16 protein-coding genes are annotated in these 19,498 nt (G+C 47.1%); 14 read left to right on the top strand and 2 right to left on the bottom strand.

Translation table 11 applies throughout. The annotated features are described in order from the left end of the window. Positions 1-326 precede the first annotated feature (326 nt). From NSQ57_RS22570 to NSQ57_RS22545, 6 genes are all read left to right on the top strand, one after another. Positions 327-578 (top strand): hypothetical protein, encoded by a 252-nt coding sequence (locus NSQ57_RS22570; RefSeq protein ID WP_029514559.1) that lies wholly within the window; start codon positions 327-329, stop codon positions 576-578. Then, the gene (locus NSQ57_RS22565; RefSeq protein ID WP_039271449.1) at positions 571-3,030 is read left to right on the top strand and encodes a glycosyltransferase family 2 protein; all 2,460 of its coding nucleotides are present in this window, start codon (positions 571-573) and stop codon (positions 3,028-3,030) included. Before NSQ57_RS22570 ends, NSQ57_RS22565 begins: the two co-directional genes overlap by 8 nt. Before the next feature lie 23 nt (positions 3,031-3,053). Next, complete coding sequence (locus NSQ57_RS22560; RefSeq protein WP_029514557.1) at positions 3,054-4,061, top strand: glycosyltransferase family 2 protein; 1,008 nt, start codon at positions 3,054-3,056, stop codon at positions 4,059-4,061. Then, positions 4,024-4,443, top strand: coding sequence for a GtrA family protein (locus NSQ57_RS22555; protein ID WP_029514556.1), 420 nt, complete (start codon positions 4,024-4,026; stop codon positions 4,441-4,443). Before NSQ57_RS22560 ends, NSQ57_RS22555 begins: the two co-directional genes overlap by 38 nt. Beyond that, positions 4,440-6,041, top strand: coding sequence for a glycosyltransferase family 39 protein (locus NSQ57_RS22550; RefSeq protein WP_342425322.1), 1,602 nt, complete (start codon positions 4,440-4,442; stop codon positions 6,039-6,041). The genes NSQ57_RS22555 and NSQ57_RS22550 overlap by 4 nt, the downstream gene beginning before the upstream one ends. A gap of 103 nt (positions 6,042-6,144) precedes the next feature. Continuing rightward, positions 6,145-7,779, top strand: a complete 1,635-nt coding sequence (locus tag NSQ57_RS22545; protein ID WP_069010684.1) for a glycosyltransferase family 39 protein — start codon at positions 6,145-6,147, stop codon at positions 7,777-7,779. Positions 7,780-7,857: 78 nt separating this feature from the next. Here the strand turns inward: NSQ57_RS22545 and NSQ57_RS22540 are convergent, their stop codons facing one another. Next, positions 7,858-8,646, bottom strand: a complete 789-nt coding sequence (locus tag NSQ57_RS22540; protein WP_209947871.1) for an alpha/beta hydrolase family protein — start codon at positions 8,644-8,646, stop codon at positions 7,858-7,860. A gap of 265 nt (positions 8,647-8,911) precedes the next feature. On the opposite strand from NSQ57_RS22540, the gene NSQ57_RS22535 reads away from it, so the two are divergent. After that, on the top strand, positions 8,912-10,075 hold the full coding sequence (locus NSQ57_RS22535; protein ID WP_342425321.1) for an S-layer homology domain-containing protein: 1,164 nt from the start codon (positions 8,912-8,914) through the stop codon (positions 10,073-10,075). A gap of 71 nt (positions 10,076-10,146) precedes the next feature. On the opposite strand, the gene NSQ57_RS22530 is transcribed toward NSQ57_RS22535, so the two are convergent. Then, positions 10,147-11,565, bottom strand: coding sequence for a VanW family protein (locus tag NSQ57_RS22530; protein WP_342425320.1), 1,419 nt, complete (start codon positions 11,563-11,565; stop codon positions 10,147-10,149). Between the two features lie 224 nt (positions 11,566-11,789). Between NSQ57_RS22530 and ftsE the strand changes: the two genes are divergently transcribed. From ftsE to NSQ57_RS22495, 7 genes are all read left to right on the top strand, one after another. After that, entirely contained in the window at positions 11,790-12,476 is a 687-nt protein-coding gene (ftsE, locus tag NSQ57_RS22525) for a cell division ATP-binding protein FtsE (RefSeq protein ID WP_023990620.1), read from the top strand. Then, the gene (gene ftsX, locus NSQ57_RS22520; RefSeq protein WP_013312238.1) at positions 12,466-13,383 is read left to right on the top strand and encodes a permease-like cell division protein FtsX; all 918 of its coding nucleotides are present in this window, start codon (positions 12,466-12,468) and stop codon (positions 13,381-13,383) included. The genes ftsE and ftsX overlap by 11 nt, the downstream gene beginning before the upstream one ends. Positions 13,384-13,466: 83 nt before the next feature. After that, entirely contained in the window at positions 13,467-14,750 is a 1,284-nt protein-coding gene (locus tag NSQ57_RS22515; RefSeq protein ID WP_029514550.1) for a M23 family metallopeptidase, read from the top strand. Positions 14,751-14,956: 206 nt separating this feature from the next. Further along, positions 14,957-16,423, top strand: a complete 1,467-nt coding sequence (locus NSQ57_RS22510) for a S41 family peptidase (protein ID WP_029514549.1) — start codon at positions 14,957-14,959, stop codon at positions 16,421-16,423. A 165-nt stretch (positions 16,424-16,588) separates the two neighbouring features. Beyond that, positions 16,589-17,905 carry a PDZ domain-containing protein gene (locus NSQ57_RS22505; protein ID WP_342425319.1) on the top strand — a complete coding sequence of 439 codons (1,317 nt, stop codon included), beginning with the start codon at positions 16,589-16,591 and terminating at the stop codon, positions 17,903-17,905. A gap of 177 nt (positions 17,906-18,082) precedes the next feature. Next, complete coding sequence (locus NSQ57_RS22500; RefSeq protein WP_029514547.1) at positions 18,083-18,640, top strand: rRNA adenine N-6-methyltransferase family protein; 558 nt, start codon at positions 18,083-18,085, stop codon at positions 18,638-18,640. Positions 18,641-18,913: 273 nt separating this feature from the next. Further along, positions 18,914-19,297, top strand: a complete 384-nt coding sequence (locus tag NSQ57_RS22495; RefSeq protein WP_029514546.1) for a hypothetical protein — start codon at positions 18,914-18,916, stop codon at positions 19,295-19,297. Positions 19,298-19,498: the final 201 nt, after the last annotated feature.

The following is a 19,498-nucleotide window of genomic DNA, read 5'->3' as shown; positions in this document are numbered from 1 at the left end:
GCATTAATTCATAGTTCCAAATACCTATTACTACACTAGTGTGAAAGTTTCTAGAATTTACATTTTTGTATACTACGTCTACGGTGATTATGGTAGAATAGCACTAAGTTTTTCATTGAATTACCAATTCAATAGGACAAGAACTATATTCAATAAATAAATGTCAAGTTACTAGGGGCTCTTTTGGTCAAGTGAATTTCATAAATGTGTAAATGAAGGGCTTGAATGAGAATAGAGGTATGTCCTGGTTTTGGGAGAACGGCATGTATATGCTTTAAAGTAGTGACGTAGCAAAAGGCAGAGTCGGGATGATTCAGGGAGGTATTATGAGAACTAAAAGGACGGCGCGTCAGTTAAAGAGCGCTTGGATCGGTTATCGCGCTTCTGAAGCCGATCAACTGATATCTTCATTGCATGAGGAACGGATACAAGCGGAGGAGTTACTGCGCGAGGAGCGGGAACTTTTTCACGCGGCGCTGGAACGGAAAAAGCAGCGGGATGCGGAGTTAAAGCAGCTGCTTGCAGATGCGCTTGCGGAAGAGCGGCGCTGGATTGAAAGGGCGGGAATTCATGGGTGACAAGCTTAGGTGGCAGGTTGGAGGAGTTTCAATTCGCCAAACCAAGAGAAGAATAAAAGAAGAGCGTCAGCGAATCGAACAACTGCAACAACAGCTAGAGGCTCAGCGGTCAGAGCAGGCTCCGGTGCTGTACAAGCTTGATTTTCATATCGAAGAGTTGGAACGGCGACTTCAGGATACAGAACTTCGTATCGAGGCTATACGGAACGCCAATGATACAGCAGCAGCTGTGGAACAATTGCTGGATGAAGGGATACAGGATGGACAGGCGCAGGAGGCTCAAGTCCAATATGCATCTGGCCAGGAACAGACAGCAGCAGGAGCTGCTATGGTCACTGCTTCCAGTATCCCTGGTACGGAAGGCGAAGAGGCAGCAACAGGAACGCGGAGCGGCCGAAACGGCAAGGCCCGTCTGGGGGATCAACTGGTGGAGAACGGGATGATCACCCGCGATCAGCTGACAGATGCCATCCGCAACCAGAAGCGCTACGGTGGTAGGCTGGGCGATATTCTTGTAGAAATGGGCTTCATTACAGCCGAGCAGCTACAGGAACAGGTTGGCGGCGACGAGTCCAAGGAGCGCCTAGGCGATATGCTGGTTCGTTCCGGTTATATATTGCCGGAACAACTGGAACGCGCACTGGAGTTCCAGGCGAAGAGCGGCGGGCTGCTGGGCGACATCTTGCTGTCATTGCAAATGCTGGAACCTGCGGATTTGTACCGCGCGATTGCTACACAGAACCGGATCGGGCGTATTGGTGAGGAACTCGCGCTGGATGCGGCGTACAAACTACCCGAGCAAGTGGCAATGGCTTATGGCGTGGTCGTTATCCATCAATATATGAACCGATATATTGTGGCGGTCAGCGATCCGCTGCCAGAAGAGCGACGCTTGAAGCTGGAGGAAATTCTGGGTATGCCGGTAGAGCAGGTGCTTGCTACGAAGGAAGAGATGGAGCAGCTCTGGGGTAAAATCTACGGTGAAGAAATGATGCAGGAGAGCACGACCGGGCTGTTGGAAAAAGAACCGCACAATTCGGCGCGGACGACTTTTACAAAGGGACAACTTTGGGTGTTCGCAGCCATGGGTATGATTACACTGCTCGGTCTCTTCTGGAACAGTTGGAAAACGGTGTTGATCATCAATATGATGATTCAGCTGTTTTATTTTGCGATGACGCTATTTAAATTTGGCATTATTTATCTTGGTTCCCGGCGTGGGGCGCAGCTTCGTTTTACGAAGGAAGAGGTTGACGCCATGGATGAAAAGAAACTGCCGATCTATACCATTCTTGTACCTATGTATAAGGAAGCGGGCGTGCTTCCGATGTTGTTGCGAAATTTGGAGCAGCTGGATTATCCCAAGTCCAAGCTGGACGTGCGGCTGCTGATTGAAGAGGATGACATTGAGACGATCGAGCTACTTCGGGAAATGAAGCTGCCGGCCTATTACACGACACTGGTCGTTCCAGACGGTTTGCCGAAAACCAAGCCGAAGGCATGTAATTATGGACTTATTCGGGCACGTGGCGAGTTTGTCGTGATTTACGATGCTGAGGATCGTCCCGACGCTGATCAGCTTAAAAAGGTCATTGCAGCGTTCGATTCACTCCCTGAGCATTATGCGTGTATTCAGGCGAAGCTCAACTATTTTAATAGTACACAAAATTTGCTGACCCGCTGGTTCACTCAAGAATACAGTATGTGGTTCGAGCTACTGCTGCCGGGTATTATGCAGTTAGATACCCCAATTCCTTTAGGTGGCACATCCAATCATTTTCGGGTATCTGTATTGAAAGATATTAATGCGTGGGACCCCTATAATGTAACCGAGGATGCCGATCTGGGCATACGTCTGTATAAAGGCGGCTACAAAACTGCTATTGTCGATTCCCGTACATGGGAGGAAGCTAACAGCCGCGTGGGCAACTGGATTCGTCAGCGGTCGCGCTGGATCAAGGGGTATATGCAGACGTGGCTGGTTCATATGCGCAATCCGGTGAAGCTGGTGCGCGAAGTGGGCTGGAAAGGTTTTTTCGGCTTTCAGGTGATGATTTTGGCAACTCCAATGTTGCCGTTGCTGAATCCGATTTTTTGGGGATTGCTTATTTTATGGTTTGGCTGGGAATTGTCCTTTATTCCCAAGCTGTTCCCGGGATATGTGTATTACCTGGCCAGCGCGGAATTTTATATCGGTAACTTTCTGTTCGTATTCAGTAACGTGGCCGGAATGTATTGGGTCATCGGGGAACTGGAAGAGCGCGGTGAACGAACATTTTCATACGCGATGGTCAAATATGGGCTACTCTCGCCGTTATATTGGGTACTAATGAGTATAGCTGCGGTGAAAGCAGCTTGGCAGCTCATTACCAAGCCGTTCTATTGGGAAAAGACGACACATGGTCTGACCGATATGCACGACTTGGATGATACCCCGGCACAGTCCTCCTGAATATGAAGAAAGAAGGAGCAAGAATGGAGACAAAAACACCTTTTTTATCCGTCGTCATTCCCATGTACAATGAAAGCTCGCATCTTGAGCGTTCGCTTAAGGTGATTGATGGGGTACTGTCTGTTGTCACCTCACGCTATGAACTCATCATTGTAGATGATGGTTCCAAGGACGATACGTGGCTTAAATTGTCTGAATTATCCCATCGAATGCCCTCTTTGCTCGCGCTCCGGTTGAGTCGGAACTTCGGTAAGGAACTGGCGTTGTGCGCAGGTCTGGAAAATGCCTCTGGCGATGCAATCATTGTCATGGACGGTGATTTGCAGCACCCTCCTGAGATGATTGGAGAAATGGTGCGTTTATGGCAAAATGAAGGTTATGATTTGGTCGAATGTGTGAAAGAATTCCGGGGAGAAGAGTCGGTGGGCAAAAAGCTTGGAGCTTCTTTGTTCTACGCGACCTTGAACCGCTTGACGGGCTTTAATCTCAAGGATGCCTCCGATTATAAGCTACTGGATCGACGAGTGGTGGATGCCTGGATGGCGATGCCAGAGCGGATGCCGTTTTTTCGCGGAATGACGGCCTGGCTCGGTTTCCGTAAAACCCAGATTTCATTCCGAGTGGCTCCACGCGAAGAGGGTCCAAGCCGCTGGAGTCCGTTAGGGCTGACTCGACTGGCAGCAGAAGCGATCGTTTCGTTTTCGACAGTACCATTGCGGGTTGTAAGTCTGATGGGCCTCATTTTTATGCTGATTTCAGTCGTATTGGGGATTCAGACGTTAATGCGTAAATTAATGGGTGACGCTGTGACCGGTTTTACCACTGTCATTTTGCTGCTCTTGATTATCGGCAGTGTACTCATGCTGTCGATCGGAGTAGTAGGAGAATATATTGCCGCCATATATCACGAAGTCAAAGCTAGACCTCGCTATCTGATAGCAGATAAACGGGCGAATGCTGACCGATTGTGGGTGGACAGGGAGTTTAATCAACATGATCAGACGTTCATATCTAAAGTATCCAATCATTAAATACGGTATTGTAGGACTGCTGGGTACAGGTATCCATGTTGGTGTACTTGTGCTGCTGGTGGAGCTGTTTACGGTACCTGCAGTAATGGCTACTACAATAGGATTCGTGGTTACGCTGCTCGTTTCCTATGTGCTGAACCGAAACTGGACGTTCGAGCCTACCGGTGAGGGAAGCCGCACCCAGTTTCTTAAATATTTATTGGTCTGTACCTGTGGCTTACTCTTAAATGCCGCCCTGATGTACGTGACCATTCACTGGATCGGTTGGTCGTATCTGATCGGTGAAGTACTAACTACCATCATCGTGCCTGTTCATAATTATTTCTGGAACCGCTACTGGATCTTCTCCGTTCCGCAACAGCGTCAGAAAGAGGTTTCATGATTTTAAGAAAACACGGAAAATTGCTGTCATTGTTTGCTTTTATTGCTGCTCTTGAACTGGCGGTGGGTGTGTATTTTGCATGGCATCTTGGCTATATGCATACCGATGCGCTCAGTCGAGTGGCTAATGCATTTTATGTGCTATACAGTCGTGATCCACACTTGGGTGCTATCGGGTTTGTATGGAATCCGCTGCCCAGTTTGATGGAACTGATCGTGCTGTTGTTTTATCCTTTATTTCCAGTACTCGCTTCCCACGGGCTGGCGGCAGTGATTGTGAGCAGCCTGTTTGCAGGGGCGAGCGCGGCATTATTGTATGCGACGGGCAAACAGTTGGGGCTTCACGGTGCAACCAGCTTGCTGATTGCGCTATTATTTTCACTGAATCCATTTATGTTTCTGTTTGGCTTCAACGGCTTAAGTGACTCGCCATATATCTTTTTCATCCTGTTGACAGTGAGTCGATTTTGTATGTGGTTGAAGGATCGCAAGGCGGCGAATTTGATCGTATCCGGTTTTGCACTTGCACTCGCTTTTTGGGTGCGCTATGAAGCGGTTCCGCTTGGCGTTGCGATGGCTTTGGGTGTATTGCTGACGATCTTTTTTCTGCATCGGTGGCGTACAAACAGAGAGAGCGTTAGAACGCAATTGTTTTTAAAAGAGCGCCTGTACAAGGTAGAAGCGACATGGCTTCTATTGTTGCTGCCGCTTGTCTTTTCCGGTTTGCTGTGGCTCTTTTTTAACTGGATTATCATGGGCGACCCGCTTTACTTTTTACGCTCGCAATATTCCAATTCCACACAATCAGCGGCTTTGTTAGAGGATCAGCGCTTTGTAGAAATGTTTGCTCACCCTGTGCTGATGCTAAAGTTTGTCGGGCAACGAACCTTATGGTATGCGGCTCCGTTAATTTCCATTTTGCTTATACGCCTATTGGACAAACGTCTGTGGAGTTGGAGCACGCTTACGCTATTAGCAATCTTTTTATCGGTACCCGGGCTTCAGCTTTTACTGATGTTTAAGCATTCTTCGTTTGGCTGGTTCCGATATTTTATGTATGTATTCCCGATTACGGTTGCTTGGCTGCCGTATGAGCTTAGTCTGTTGAAGGGGAAAATGCGGGGGATCGGAATCTCACTGGTAACGGCAGGGATGTTGGTAACAGCAGGCTTGTTATCCTACGCACTGACGAACCCCGCGATTGCAGCAGATGAACACAGCTATTTGACGCATAGTGGTAATGAAAGCTACGAACGTCAAATTATTGAGCGGAAAATAGCGCCGTGGCTGGATGAGTATTATGGTTCATCTCTTATTTTGACAGATTCTTATGCCGCCTATCCGATCATTTTGAGCAGCAAAATTCCGAAGAAGTTTATGATTACGAGTGATTATGATTTTGGGGAATCTTTAATAGATCTGCCTGCTTCCAAGGTGGATTATGTCTTGGTCACGCGCTTGGTGGATGGGGTACCGCTGGATCAGGTAAACCGGAGCTATCCTGATTTATTCGAAAAGGGAGCGCCGTGGGCCTCGTTGGTACATGACTTTGACGGGCAGTGGCGACTGTACAAAATAGAGTATGAAGAATCGAAATAATTATTATATTTTAGTGCATCGTAGCGGAGGGAAGAATACAGCTGTAGGGTGTGAGTGGGCTACAGCTGTATCACCGCAAGAAGTTTGAGGGGGAACGAGAGGAATGTCCTTTCGCAAATGGTCTGCAAGCAGATGGATGGCTATAGGTCTGTTTGTATTTATACTTGCATTGGAACTTTCTGCGGGCATCTATTTCAGCTATGTTCTGGGATATATGCACACAGACGCGCTCAGTCGCGTAGCTAACGCATTTTACGTGCTGTACAGCCGCGACCCGCATCTGGGCGCCATCGGATTTATCTGGAATCCACTACCCAGTCTTCTGGAAATGGTGATTCTACTGCTGTATCCAATCTTTCCGGCATTAGCCACCTATGGATTGGCTGCTATTATTTTGAGTGCTACCTTTTCTGCTTTGACCGCTATGTTGCTATATCGGGCGGGTGTCAGAACAGGGCTTAGCTCTAGTATGAGCTTGCTGCTGGCTTTGTTGTATGCACTGAATCCGTTTATTTTACTGTTTGGTGCCAATGGGCTGAGTGATTCGCTATACATATATTTCATTATGATGACGGTGATTGAGTTTGCATTGTGGCTCAAGGATCGCATGACGGCAAGTCTGATTGTTTCTGGATTAGCGCTTGCCATGGCGTTCTGGACTCGTTATGAAGCGGTTCCTCTGGGCGTGGCAATGGCAGGTGGCGTGGTCTTGGCGGTTTTGTTTCTCCATCGAAACATGGGCAGACGCGAGCTGGCCTTGCGAGAAAAACTGCACAAGGTCGAGGCAACGTGGTTACTGCTTCTGCTCCCCGTGGTCTTTTCCGGGCTGTTATGGATTTTCTTTAACTATCTCATTATGGGGAATGCTTTTTACTTCCTGAATTCGGAGTATTCGAACACGGCCCAATCGGCAGAGCTGCTGAATGATGATAAGTTTGTAGAGATTTTCTCCAATCCGCTGGTAGCCTTGAAATTTATTGCTTCCAAAACACTTTGGTATTCGGTACCGTTGTTGGCTATTCTGTTCATTCGTCTGTTGAGTGGACGCTTGTTCCGATGGGGAACCCTGATTATTTTGCTGCTGTTCCTATCAGTGCCGGGATTGCAGTTTTTACTTATGATGAAGCAATCTTCGTATGGATGGTTTCGTTATTTTATGTATGTATTCCCAATTACCATAGCCTGGTTGCCTTATGAGTTGAGCCAGCTTCAGGGACGATGGCGGAGGGCAGCCTTTGGCCTGGTATCCGTCAGTCTGCTGCTTACCGCTGGATTACTTTCCTATGCGTTGACTCGCCCGGATATTGCACCGGATGAGAACAGCTTTCTCACACGGACAGGTAATGTGAACTATGTGAGACAGGAGTCAGATCGTAGGATTGCCGTTTGGTTGGATGAGCATCTGCCGAAGTCTACCATTATGACCGATTCGGCTTCAGCCTACACCATGATTGTTTACAGCCAACATCCTAAACGCTTCCTGATCACCAGCGATTATTCGTTCAATAAGGCATTAAGTTATCCGCAGGATCACCATGTGGATTATATCCTTGTACCTAAGATCATGTCAGGCATGCCACTGAGTAAGATCAATATGGTATATCCGAACTTATATGAACATGGTGCCCCATGGGTTCAGCTTGAACGTGAGTTTAATGGCGAGTGGCGCCTGTATAAAGTACTGCCTAAGTCACTAACTAAAGAATCTCCATCAACGGAGACCACAACAAATCCCTAATGTGCATATAATAAATCCCCGAGCCTATCCCTTCGCCATGGTGCGATGAGAGAAGCTACGGGGATTTTTTTAACCTGTTTAGTGCTCTTTGAGCGGTAGCCATGCCAGAACATCCTGAATTTTCGCGTCCCAGTATCCCCATTCATGCGCTCCAGGACCTTCTTCGTAGGTCAGCGGAACCCCGACGGTACTACATGTTTCACGAAAAGTCTGATTCCCCTTATATAAGAAATCCTCCGTACCGCAGCATTGGTAGAGTCGGGGGAGTGAGGTCCCCAAGGCAGCATGACGTTGTAGCAACTCTAGCAAGTCGTGATCTGTTCCGCGTATTTCATCTGGCCCAAAAATGTTAAGCCATTCCGCTGGACTCATCGCATTTTGCATAGGATCGGTGCGTGATGCGTGTAAATCCATGACTCCCGAAAGACTGGCAGCGGCTGCAAACCGCTCTGGATGCTGGAGTGCCAGTTTGAAAGCACCATATCCACCCATAGAAAGTCCGGCTACAAAATTATCCTCACGCTTGTCGGATAGAGGAAAGAATGAACGTGCCAAAGCCGGCAATTCTTCACTGATAAAGCTCCAATAAGCCGCTCCTTGCTCCATATTCGTATAGAAACTCCGATGTACTTGGGGCATAACGACAGCCAGGCCCAATGAGGCCACATAGCGTTCAATGGAGGTTCGACGCAACCAGGTTGAATCATCGTCCGATAGGCCATGCAGCAAATACAGCGTCGGATGTGGCCCGGTTCCTTGCTTGCCCTCTAGTCCAATTTGTGAACGGGTTGCCTGAGGAAGAATAACATTCATGGATGTGCTCAGACCAAGAACTTCCGAATAAAACTGACATTGAATAAGAGCCATAAGAAGACCTCTTTTCCTAGGGGTTTGTGACCTCATTGCGGTGTTCAGCATATGACTGAGTATTCATTCAGTATACCTTAGCCTGTCTAAATATACATATCCAAGTGAGCGACTAGGTATTAAGTCCCGTTTCTTATTTATCCTACATTAGGAGGGGGTATGGTTATATGGGACGATTTTTTTAATTTGGGGGTTATTTGGGTTTGATTTCTGGTAAAGTGTTTAAAAAAGAATGATGAATCCAATCAGAGGAGGAATTTATAGCATGGGAAAAAAGTTAAGAAATACAGTTACAGGTGTATTGAGTACAGGTCTTATTCTTAGCGCATTCAGCGCAGCGGCAGCTGCTCCTCAAACTACAAATGGACATTGGGCAGGAGATCAGGTGCAACGCTGGTCAGCCACAGGACAATTGGACGGCGCGGTAAAACCGGATGCGGCAATCACACGTGCAGAATTTATTGTTCTTCTGAACCGCAGCTTGGGTACGTTCACGCAGGATACTCCAGCTGTGACAGACGTAACGTATGCGGACAGTGTAAAAGTAAACGGTAATGGAGGCAGAACGTTCACAGATGTACCAGCTTCTCACTGGGCATACAACGAGCTGACAAGTGCCGTGAATGCAGGTTACATAAGCGGCTATGCAGGTAACAAGCTCAAACCAAATGGTAAGGTAACACGTCAAGAGGCTGCGGCTATCGTAGGCAAAGCTATTGGACTCACTGCGGGTAACGCAGCAGATGTTACTAAATTTATTGACTCCGACAAAATTGGATCTTGGGCAAAGAAAAGTGTAGCGGCAGCTGCGGAGCAAAAAATCATCAACGGTTATCCGGATGGTAAATTTCAGCCACTGAAGTCGCTGACTCGTGCAGAGGCAATTGCTATTCTGGACGCTGCTTCCGGCTACAACCTGAGCCCTGTTGATAATCTGACGACGACTCCTGGTGGAACGGTAACGGATTCCACATACAGCAACGTGACAGATTCCACTTATGGTAACACGTCGACTACTTCTGGCAGCGAAACAGAAGATAGCAGCACAAATACCAGCACAAATACCAGCACAGATAGCACGACTACGAACAACTCTACAACAATAGATACCAACACAGATGCAGACACAACTACGGATACGACTACAGATAGCACTACAGACACAGTTGCAACTACGGGAGTACTGAAAGTCAACGATGTGTATGACGGAGAAAGTACAATTACGGGGACAGCTAAAGCAGGTTCCACAGTAACCGCCTATTCCAACGAACTGCCTATCGGTAGTGCAGTAGCCAAAGATGATGGCACATTTAGTATCAGTGTGCTTACTCAAAAAGCAACGGTTAGACTGGTAATCAAAGCTAAAGATGCAGACGGTAACGAAAGTGAGCCTGTAGAAATTTCTGTTTTGGGTAAACGCAGCGAGTAATTTATAGCTAAAATCCCCCTTTCATTCTGTCTGGAACAAGTCCAGCCGACAATGGAAGGGGGATTTTTCGTTTATTCGCTTATACCATCCTCGACAATAGACTTCTCGGGTTCACGTGTTTGTGGCTCAGACGATGTGCCACCGCCATAACTAGCTATAATGCGTTGCTGCGCTCGGTACGTATCGCGGCTGATTCGGGTGCGCTCTACGGCTTTTCCGTCTACCTTTTTTACTCGAAATGTTTCTACCACATACCCTTCTTTGCCCTGCCGAAGTACTTGATAGAAGCCGGGGGAAAGTGAGTCATTACGGAGTCTTTTCTCCGGTATGGGAAGTACGCGAACCGTATGGGATTCCAGTTCATACGAAATATTGGACGGAAATGTACCAAAAAATTTAACAGTAAGTGTTCGGTTTTGGACAGCCGCACGAAGTAACAAATGCTTGCCTGTATTGTTTTTAAAACGGAAATTAATGGACCCCGTAGCGAAAGTCGCATCCTGACCTTTGGGCAGATAGCTGACCGGCAAGGAATGGTTGCGGCGCTCAACAATGTCCAAACCGACTCGCAGCGCTGCATTATACACCGTGCTGGATACCTGACAAATCCCGCCGCCTATACCGGACTCCAACTGACCGTTCACGATCACTGGAGCTTCACGAAAGCCATGAGTGCGCTCAGCCTTGGCAATCAATTGGCCGTAGTCGAATATGTCGCCAGGCTTGAGAATTAAACCATCAACGGTGCTTGCCGCTGAGTTAACGTTGTACACGCGTCCTTCCGAGCTGCTGCCTAGACTGGTGGAGAACTGGACGATTTTGCGCTCAATCCCTTCGTTACGCAGACTGTCTACTGAAATTTTCGGCTCCAGCTGACGGAAAGGTAATTCCACTCGTACGGGCTCTTCCGAAGCGGTAAAATCCTTGGGCAGCGCCTTATCTAGTGCGGCGTCCAATCTGGGCCAATCTAGGCGTCGGGCAGAGCGCCCCGGAATATAACGAACCTGATCATTCCCGTCAATCTGTCGCACAGCATTGATAGGCATGCCATATCGTTGCTCCTCCCAATCGGCTCCGAATTGGGCCCTTAATATCTCCTCCTGTCGGAAAGATGTGATAGACCATTCCTTCTCGAAGCTAAAACGTGTCTGCACACGAGTCCATAGATGCTCCGAGCTGAGTGCCGTCACGGCATTCCGAAATGCCTCCGCTTTATAATGAATTCCTGCTTCCCCGAGTGTAATTTTTATATCCTGTGCACTGCTGTCACTGTCCGTCAGAAGTAGTGGACGTTGCTTCAATGCATCCAATTTTTTATCCACCAGCCGAAGAGCGGCTGTGTGATCCATGCTTCCTACGTTAATTCCTCCGACCCTCACTCCCTCCGGCAGTGTTTGTCTGTCGGCGTACAGATGAAGTCCTCCCCACAACATGGCTAGCGCCAGAACACCAGACCATATCCAAATGACAGATAAATGAATTTTTTTCATAATGCAGATGTCTCCTGTCTGATAAGCTTGATAGCGTACTCGTGTGCCATAATATTCATATATATGTGCCAAAAGCAGAAAACTTTCGGTACTATTTAGGTAACAAATTTGTTACAATGATAAACGGTATGATGAAATAGAGAAGTTTTTAAAGGAAATGCATGGAATATGTCGAATGGATATTAGGTTATGCGTAATATGATTAAGCAACGGGAAGTGATCGAGTGATTGAAATGCAGGATGTGTGGAAGACCTATACTAACGGAACCCACGCACTTCAAGGAGTATCGGTCAGAATTGACCGCAATGAATTTGTATACGTAGTCGGCCCGTCTGGAGCGGGGAAATCGACTTTTATGAAGCTTATTTATAGAGAAGAAGTACCTACCAAGGGGCAAATTTCAGTCAATGGTTTTAATATCGGGAAGCTCAAGCAGCGTAAAATTCCCTACGTTCGTCGTAACATCGGAGTCATTTTTCAGGATTTCCGGCTTTTGCCGCGTTTGACGGCTTATGAGAATGTGGCTTTTGCTATGGAAGTTATTGAAGCTCCCAAGAAGCTGATTCGCAAACGGGTACCCGAAGTGCTTGAACTGGTTGGCTTGAAAACAAAAATGAATCGTGAGCCTGCCCAGCTTTCCGGTGGGGAGCAACAGCGTGTAGCGATTGCACGGGCCATCGTAAACAATCCTTCCGTGATCATTGCCGATGAACCTACGGGAAATCTGGACCCGGAAACATCGTGGGAGATCATGCAGTTGCTGGACGAAATTAATTTTCGAGGCACGACCATTGTGATGGCGACCCACAATAAGGACATCGTGAACTCTATGCGTAAACGCGTGATTGCCATTGAAAATGGCAACATCGTAAGGGATCAGGTAAGAGGGGAGTACGGATATGACTTTTAACACCTTCTTACGTCATGTGCGGGAAGGTTTCAAAAACATATTCCGCAATGGCTGGATGTCCGTGGCATCCGTCACCTCGATTATTGTGTCACTGCTCATATTGGGCGTATTTATCATGCTGGTGCTCAACGTCAATTCCCTGGCTGATCAGGCAGATAGTCAGGTGGAGGTTAACGTATTTCTGGAGCTGAATGTAGAGCAAAACATGCGTGAAACACTGCAAAAGGAAATCGCGGCGATGCCAGAAATCAGCAAAACGACCTTTGTGACTAAAGCTCAGGGTTTGGAAGAGCTGCGCAAAGATTTGGGTGACAGCGGCAAGGAGCTGCTGGAGGGTTTTGACAAGGACAGCAATCCACTGCCGGACAAAATTGTGGTAGAGGTTATTGAACCAACAACGGTTCCATTTGTGGCCGAAAAGATTGAGAAGCTGAATACGTTGCATCCAGAGAAACCGATTTTAAAGGTTCGTTATGGAAAAGGCACCGTAGAGACGCTCTTTACGATTACGAAGCTCATTCGTAATGTAGGCTTTATATTCGTCGCTGGACTGGCGATCATGTCCATGTTCCTCATCTCGAATACGATTCGCGTGACCATATTGGCACGACGAAGAGAGATTGGCATTATGAAGCTGGTCGGTGCGACCAACTTTTTTATACGCTGGCCGTTTTTTATTGAAGGAGCGCTTATCGGTCTCATTGGTTCCTTGATTACCGTAGGTATTTTATTTACTGGCTATCAGCGTTTGCTCACAGCCGTTCAGGGCGATATAGCTCTGAATATGTTGAAGCTTATGCCACTTGAAGGCATTTGGATTCAGTTGAGTGCATTGCTGATTATTTTGGGGATGCTGGTCGGAATTGTTGGCAGTACCCTGTCCATGCGCAAGTTCTTAAAAGTATAAGAAGCGCTGGTTGGACGTCGTGGTCGATTTAATAGAACGGGGAAGCCCGGTGTTATTTTGCGATAAAGGATGGGGAGTGCAAGTTGAAAAAAACAGGATCTGTGTTGGCCGCTACCTTGGTAGCCGCATTGCTAATCCAGCCTTCTGACGGATATGCCAAAAGCATGAGTGAGATCAATTCGCAGCTGAACAAATTGGAAAAGCAGGCCCAATCTGCCAAGCAACAACAGGAAAAGGCTGCTCAAGATAAACAGTATGCCCAACATTACAAAAATAAAACCGTGCAAAACCTAAAAATTGTGCTTGCTCAGATTAACAGTGTCAGTGATCAGCTGACTCGTGTTGCGGTTCAGATTGATCAAACGGAAGATAATCTGCGTGCGACTAAAAAAGATTTAGCTGAGGCCATTGATCGTATCCAGTCACGGGAAAAAATGCTGGAAACTCGTGTGCGTTTGATGTATACGGATGGAACCGTCTCATATATGGACGTGCTGATGTCTTCGTCCAGTTTTAGTGACTTTCTTAGCCGGGTAGATTCCCTGAAAACGATCGTGGAGCAGGATCAAATCCTGTTGGACGAGCATAAAAAGGACAAGGCTCTGGTCGTAAGTAAGAAGAAGCAGCTGGATACGGAATATAAAAATGCCAAGAAGCTGTATGCGCTCAAGCAGGGCGCCAAAGCAGAACTGAATTCGAAGGAGAAAGAGAAGCAAAGACTGATTTCCAATTATGATCATGATATTGCGGAGTCAGATGAAATCAGCGAAGAGCAAAATGACATGCTGGTAGCCCTCGCGAATAAACGTGTGGGTCTGGTGCAGGAGAAGAACAAGCTCAGAGCGGAGCAGGCTGCCAAAGCAGCACGCGCCAGAGCAGCTGCACGTGCGGCTGAAGCCAAACGATATGCATCTTCTTCCTCAGGCGCTGCCTCAAATTCCAGCCATGCGGCAGCCAGTACGTATACGGGTGGATCAGGTACGTTGGCTTTACCTGTATCTCATTACAGACTCTCATCTACTTTTGGCATGCGGGTACATCCGATTACTGGTAAGCTTAAAGGCCACACAGGTATTGATATGGCGGCTCCGCAGGGAACTGATATTCATGCAGCTGAAGACGGTGTTGTCATTGTTGCCGAGTGGTGGAGTGGTTATGGAAACACAGTTGTAATTGACCATGGAGACGGACTATGGACCCTATACGGACACATTCGCAATGGCGGTACGGTGGTTCATACGGGGCAGACTGTGAAACGTGGTCAAAAAATTGCAGAAGTTGGTTCGACGGGCAATTCCACAGGACCTCACTGTCATTTTGAGGTGCGCGAAAATAATAAACCTGTAAATCCGATGAACTATTTATAGTAAAAAAGGTAAGCCCTATTTATAGCCATTACGGTTGTAGATAGGGCTTTGCTGTAATGGTTAATATCCGATGAAGAACATGTGCATTGAGACACGGAGTAGGATACAATTAACATATTCCGTACAAGCTAGACGTATACTTCGTGGATGGATATGCGTTGTAAGGCAATAGGATACAAGATAATGAGAAGGCGGTGGACGATTAGATGTTGAAAAAAAGTACAGCGATACTCTTGATGGTGATCGGGCTGCTTGGCGGCAGTCTGCTCACTTTTGCCTATACTGGAACGACTACAGTAGGGAACAGCGCTCTGGGCGAAGGACTGCTGGCGAGTGTGACAGGTAGCAGTTCTACTTCCAGAAGTGATATCCGCAAAATCGAAACGGCGATGGACCTGATTCAGGGACAATATTATCAGGATGTGGATCGTACCAAGCTGGTGGATGGCGCCATCAATGGTATGATGGAGTCGCTCGGCGACCCGTATTCCTCTTATATGGGTAAAGAAACTGCACAACAGTTCGAGCAATCTATAGAAGGCTCTTTTACCGGGATCGGAGCTGAAGTAGCGGCTGAAAACGGAAAAGTAGTTGTAGTCACGCCAATTAAAGGCTCGCCGGCTGAAAAGGCAGGGCTACGCTCTAAGGATATTATTTTGTCTGTTAATGGTGAAACACTGGACGGATTGGATCTGAACAAGGCCGTTTCCAAAATCCGTGGACCTAAAGGCAGTCAGGCGAAAGTCAAAATTCAGCGCAGTGGCTCTCCTGATCCGCTCGAATACACGATTACCCGTGACAATATTGATATGGAAACTGTAACAGCTCATATGGAAAGCGACGGTGTAGGCGTCATCACGATCACCCAGTTCTCCTTGAATACAGCAGAACGATTCAAGGAAGAGTTGGCGAAGCTCGAGAAGCAAGGGCTAAAAGGGCTCGTCATTGACGTGCGTAATAACCCGGGCGGCGTGCTTTCCGTTGTCATTGAGATTGCGCAGCAATTTGTACCTTCCGGCAAAACGATTGTACAAGTGGAAGACAAGAATCAGAAGCGTGAAGAAGAGAAATCCAAAGGTTCACGTAAAAATTACCCTGTGACTTTGCTAATGAATAAAGGTAGCGCAAGTGCGTCCGAAATTCTGGCAGGTGCTCTCCAGCAATCAGCAGGTGCTGTGTTGATCGGGGAAAACTCCTTTGGTAAAGGTACTGTACAAACCAGCTATGACAAGCAAATGGGTGACGGTAGCCTGCTCAAAATCACGATTGCCAAATGGTTAACGCCAAATGGAACGTGGATTCATAAAAAAGGGATTAAGCCGAACATCGCGGTGGAACAGCCTGAATACTTCACAGCAGCACCGCTGAACAAGGAAAAGTCCTTGAAATACAATATGAATAGCAGTGATGTGAAAAATGCACAAATCATTCTGCAAGGTTTGGGTTACAAACCAGGTCGCGAGGATGGCTATTTTGACAAAGTAACTGAAAGCTCTGTTATTGCTTTTCAAAAACAAGCGAAGCTGACGGCTAGTGGCATCATTGATGCGAAGACAGCAGCAGCGATGGAAGCCAAGCTGATTGAGAAAATTCGTGATCCGAAAAATGATAATCAACTCAAGCAGGGGATTGAAGAGATTCGGAAGGAAATGAAGACAAGCGTAGCGAAATAATAGTGAGGCTACAACAAGGGGGCTGGAAACAGCCTCCTTTTATATTGGGATTTATTTGCAGTCTGTCGGTTTGTCTTCCCTACGTTGGCAATTTCATATAGAATAAATGGATATGAAGTGTACGTGATCCGCTATACAGCGGGCCAGGGGCATAAGGGAGTGTGAATGGACTTGGAATGGGCATTACAATGGGGATGGAGCGTCTTGAATGCTTGCTTATACCTGCTTATGCAGCCGTTTTATTATATCTCAATACTCATTGTGGCACTTGGTTATCGTCGGCAAATGCTGCTGGAGCGCAAGCTATTTCATACTAAAATGCATAGCTGGGCCTCAGAGACCTGGCGTGTCGTATGGAGTGGTTTGCTTGCTGGAATGGCGCTATCCGCTCTGGGAATGTTCGTCAGCGTGCATCTGAACCCGGCTTCCATCGTGTGCCTGTGGGTAGCAACATTACTGCTCATGCTGGTACGCGTCCGTTACCTGTGTCTCGCTTATTCGGTAGGTCTGCTAGGTGTGGTTCAATTTTTCCTAAATGTGGCCAGTGGCTGGCAACCTGTGGGAGCGCTCGGAACTTCAGTAGCGGCTATCCGCGGATTGGATATTCCAGCACTGTTGGTGTTGGTCGCCGTGCTGCATGTGGCTGAGGCGCTGTTGGTTCGCTGGCAAGGGGGGAAAGCTGCCACTCCACTGTTTGTCGAGGGCAAACGGGGGAGATTGGTTGGCGGCTATCGGATGGAAGATCTCTGGCCCATTCCGTTGTTATTGCTGGTACCCACTCAGGGAGGATTCATGCTTCCCTGGACACCGTTGTTCGGCGGCGATGCTGGAACCGGGTATATGCTGGCAGCCTTGCCAGTCCTGATGGGCTTCAGCAGCGTGACGCTAGGCCAGCTACCACGACAGAAGGCGGTACTCACTTCGAACCGCTTGCTCCTATACAGTGTGGCTTTACTTCTGTTGAGCTTGCTGGCGGCATGGTGGAGTCCGCTGATATTGTTAGCAGCGTTATTCTCTTTTCTGGCTCATGAGGCGCTGATCTGGTATGGTAATATGGAGGAAAGTCGTCTTAGCCCGATGTTTGTCCATCCGGAGCAAGGGATGCGTGTGCTCGCTGTGCTGCCAGACAGTCCGGCGACAGCCATGGGCATATTGCCGGGCGAGGCCATTTACCGCGTGAATGGGATTGTTGTGAATACCCGTGCCGAGTTACACCAGGCCTTGCGGATCAATTCTGCCTTTTGCAAGCTGGAAGTACGCAATCTGCAAGGCGAGAGCAAGTTTGTGCAGCGAGGCATGTACGATGGCGATCATCACCAGCTAGGGGCCGTGCTTGCACCAGATGCAGACGCGAGCTGGGCCGTATCCCTACAGCCGGCCTCCATCTATCGGATTGTTGCCATGCATATAGGCGCACGACGACGTAAAGCTGGACAGGCATCGCAGGCAGAGGGTACACAGTTGGATACCATGAACAAATAGATGTTACAATAAGAGGGTAGTCATTATTTGATTAGAGTCGAATAAGGCTACGCTCTTTTTATATGCCGACAGTAGCCTGCTTGAAATCAATATTCTGATCGGTATACAATGAATATGTAATAAGAAGCGTCGATGAACCGAATGTCTATCATGTGTGTCAAGCAGGGAGAGGAAAAGATGAACGCGATTCACTTTATTCGAGAGTACATCAGGCATCCACGCAGCGTAGGCGCTGTTATACCCAGCTCAAGACAGTTGGCCAAACAAATTGCCACACCGATTTACTTTGACAAAGCATCGTGCATTATTGAATATGGTGCAGGGACCGGTGTGTTTACGCAAGAGCTGATTTTGAACAAGCGTCCAGAAACGCTACTTTTAGTGATTGAAGCTAATGAATCGTTTTACAAAACGCTACAAAGCAAGTACGGACACTTGGAGAAGGTACACATCATTCATGGATCGGCTGAGCATGTAGCGCAGTATATACGACAGTATGAGGTTCCAAAAGTGGATTATGTCGTATCAGGGCTCCCTTTCACCAGCCTGCCAGGCGCGTTATCTAGCCTTATTTTGGGACAAACGGCTGAGGTTTTGGGTCAGGAAGGCAAATTTATTACGTTCCAGTACAGCAAGGTCAAACACAATTTTTTCCGCACCTTTTTTGCTGACATTCAGATTAAAAAGGTAAACTGCAATGTCCCGCCCGCTTATGTGTTCACGTGCAGCCTGTAACCTTGCAGCTATGTAGAAGATTAGAATAAATACGAATGCGATTATACGGATGATTATGAGAAGACTTGGTCAGCGTCATTAAGATACTGAAACGGTCTTTTTTTGTTGTCCACTTTCATAGATATATAAGAAGGGGATATGTTAAAAAGCAAAATTCATTTAAGGAATCATATTTTAAAATGGGGCTTAACCTATATATTACATAAGATGGAACCCACTAGATTTTTGTAAGATTCATGATAAATCTGAACTTTTGTTAAAGGAGATTTATATATGGTAAAACCACTGATATTCATGCGTTGGTGTGAGTACTATAAGTTAAGTGATCGTGAGACGGACTTTGTATCTTTTTTTATGATGAATTTCTCGGCTGCCCGTTCAGGCAATCAACCGAAGCTTAGGGAGCAGTTTGTTGAAATTCAGAAAAAAACCTTTCCTGAGTACCCGTTTGATATTACCCCGGAAGAACTGGATTACTCCAAATTCGAAGGTTTGATGAAGCAGGTGTTGAAAATTCATTTTGACACGGCCGAGCTACTATACTCCTTTTACCTCCAAAAGCTGTGCGCACCTTTGGCAGAATACATTTTATCCACTGGAGAATCAGAGCCTGCGCGCATCTATTATAAGCTTATTCAAAAGGATAAAGTACGGTAGGAAGGACGAGTGTGGATAAGCAAGAGCTATTGGGATACTCAAGCAATATGGTTATTTAAGAAATTAATACTAGCTAATTAAAACAATAGTTAAAAATGTCAATATACCTTTGTGTTAAGGTAATATTATAAATCCAGTTTCAAAGAAAGAGGGTGTTGTCTTCGGCTGGAACATTTCAAGCAGGGATATGACGCTGTACCA

It is taken from the genome of Paenibacillus sp. FSL L8-0502 (genome assembly GCF_038593055.1).
Classification (GTDB): Bacteria; Bacillota; Bacilli; order Paenibacillales; family Paenibacillaceae; genus Paenibacillus; species Paenibacillus polymyxa_D.
The sequence above is the reverse complement of the archived record's forward strand: the minus strand, read 5'-3'. Positions and strand labels throughout refer to the sequence as shown.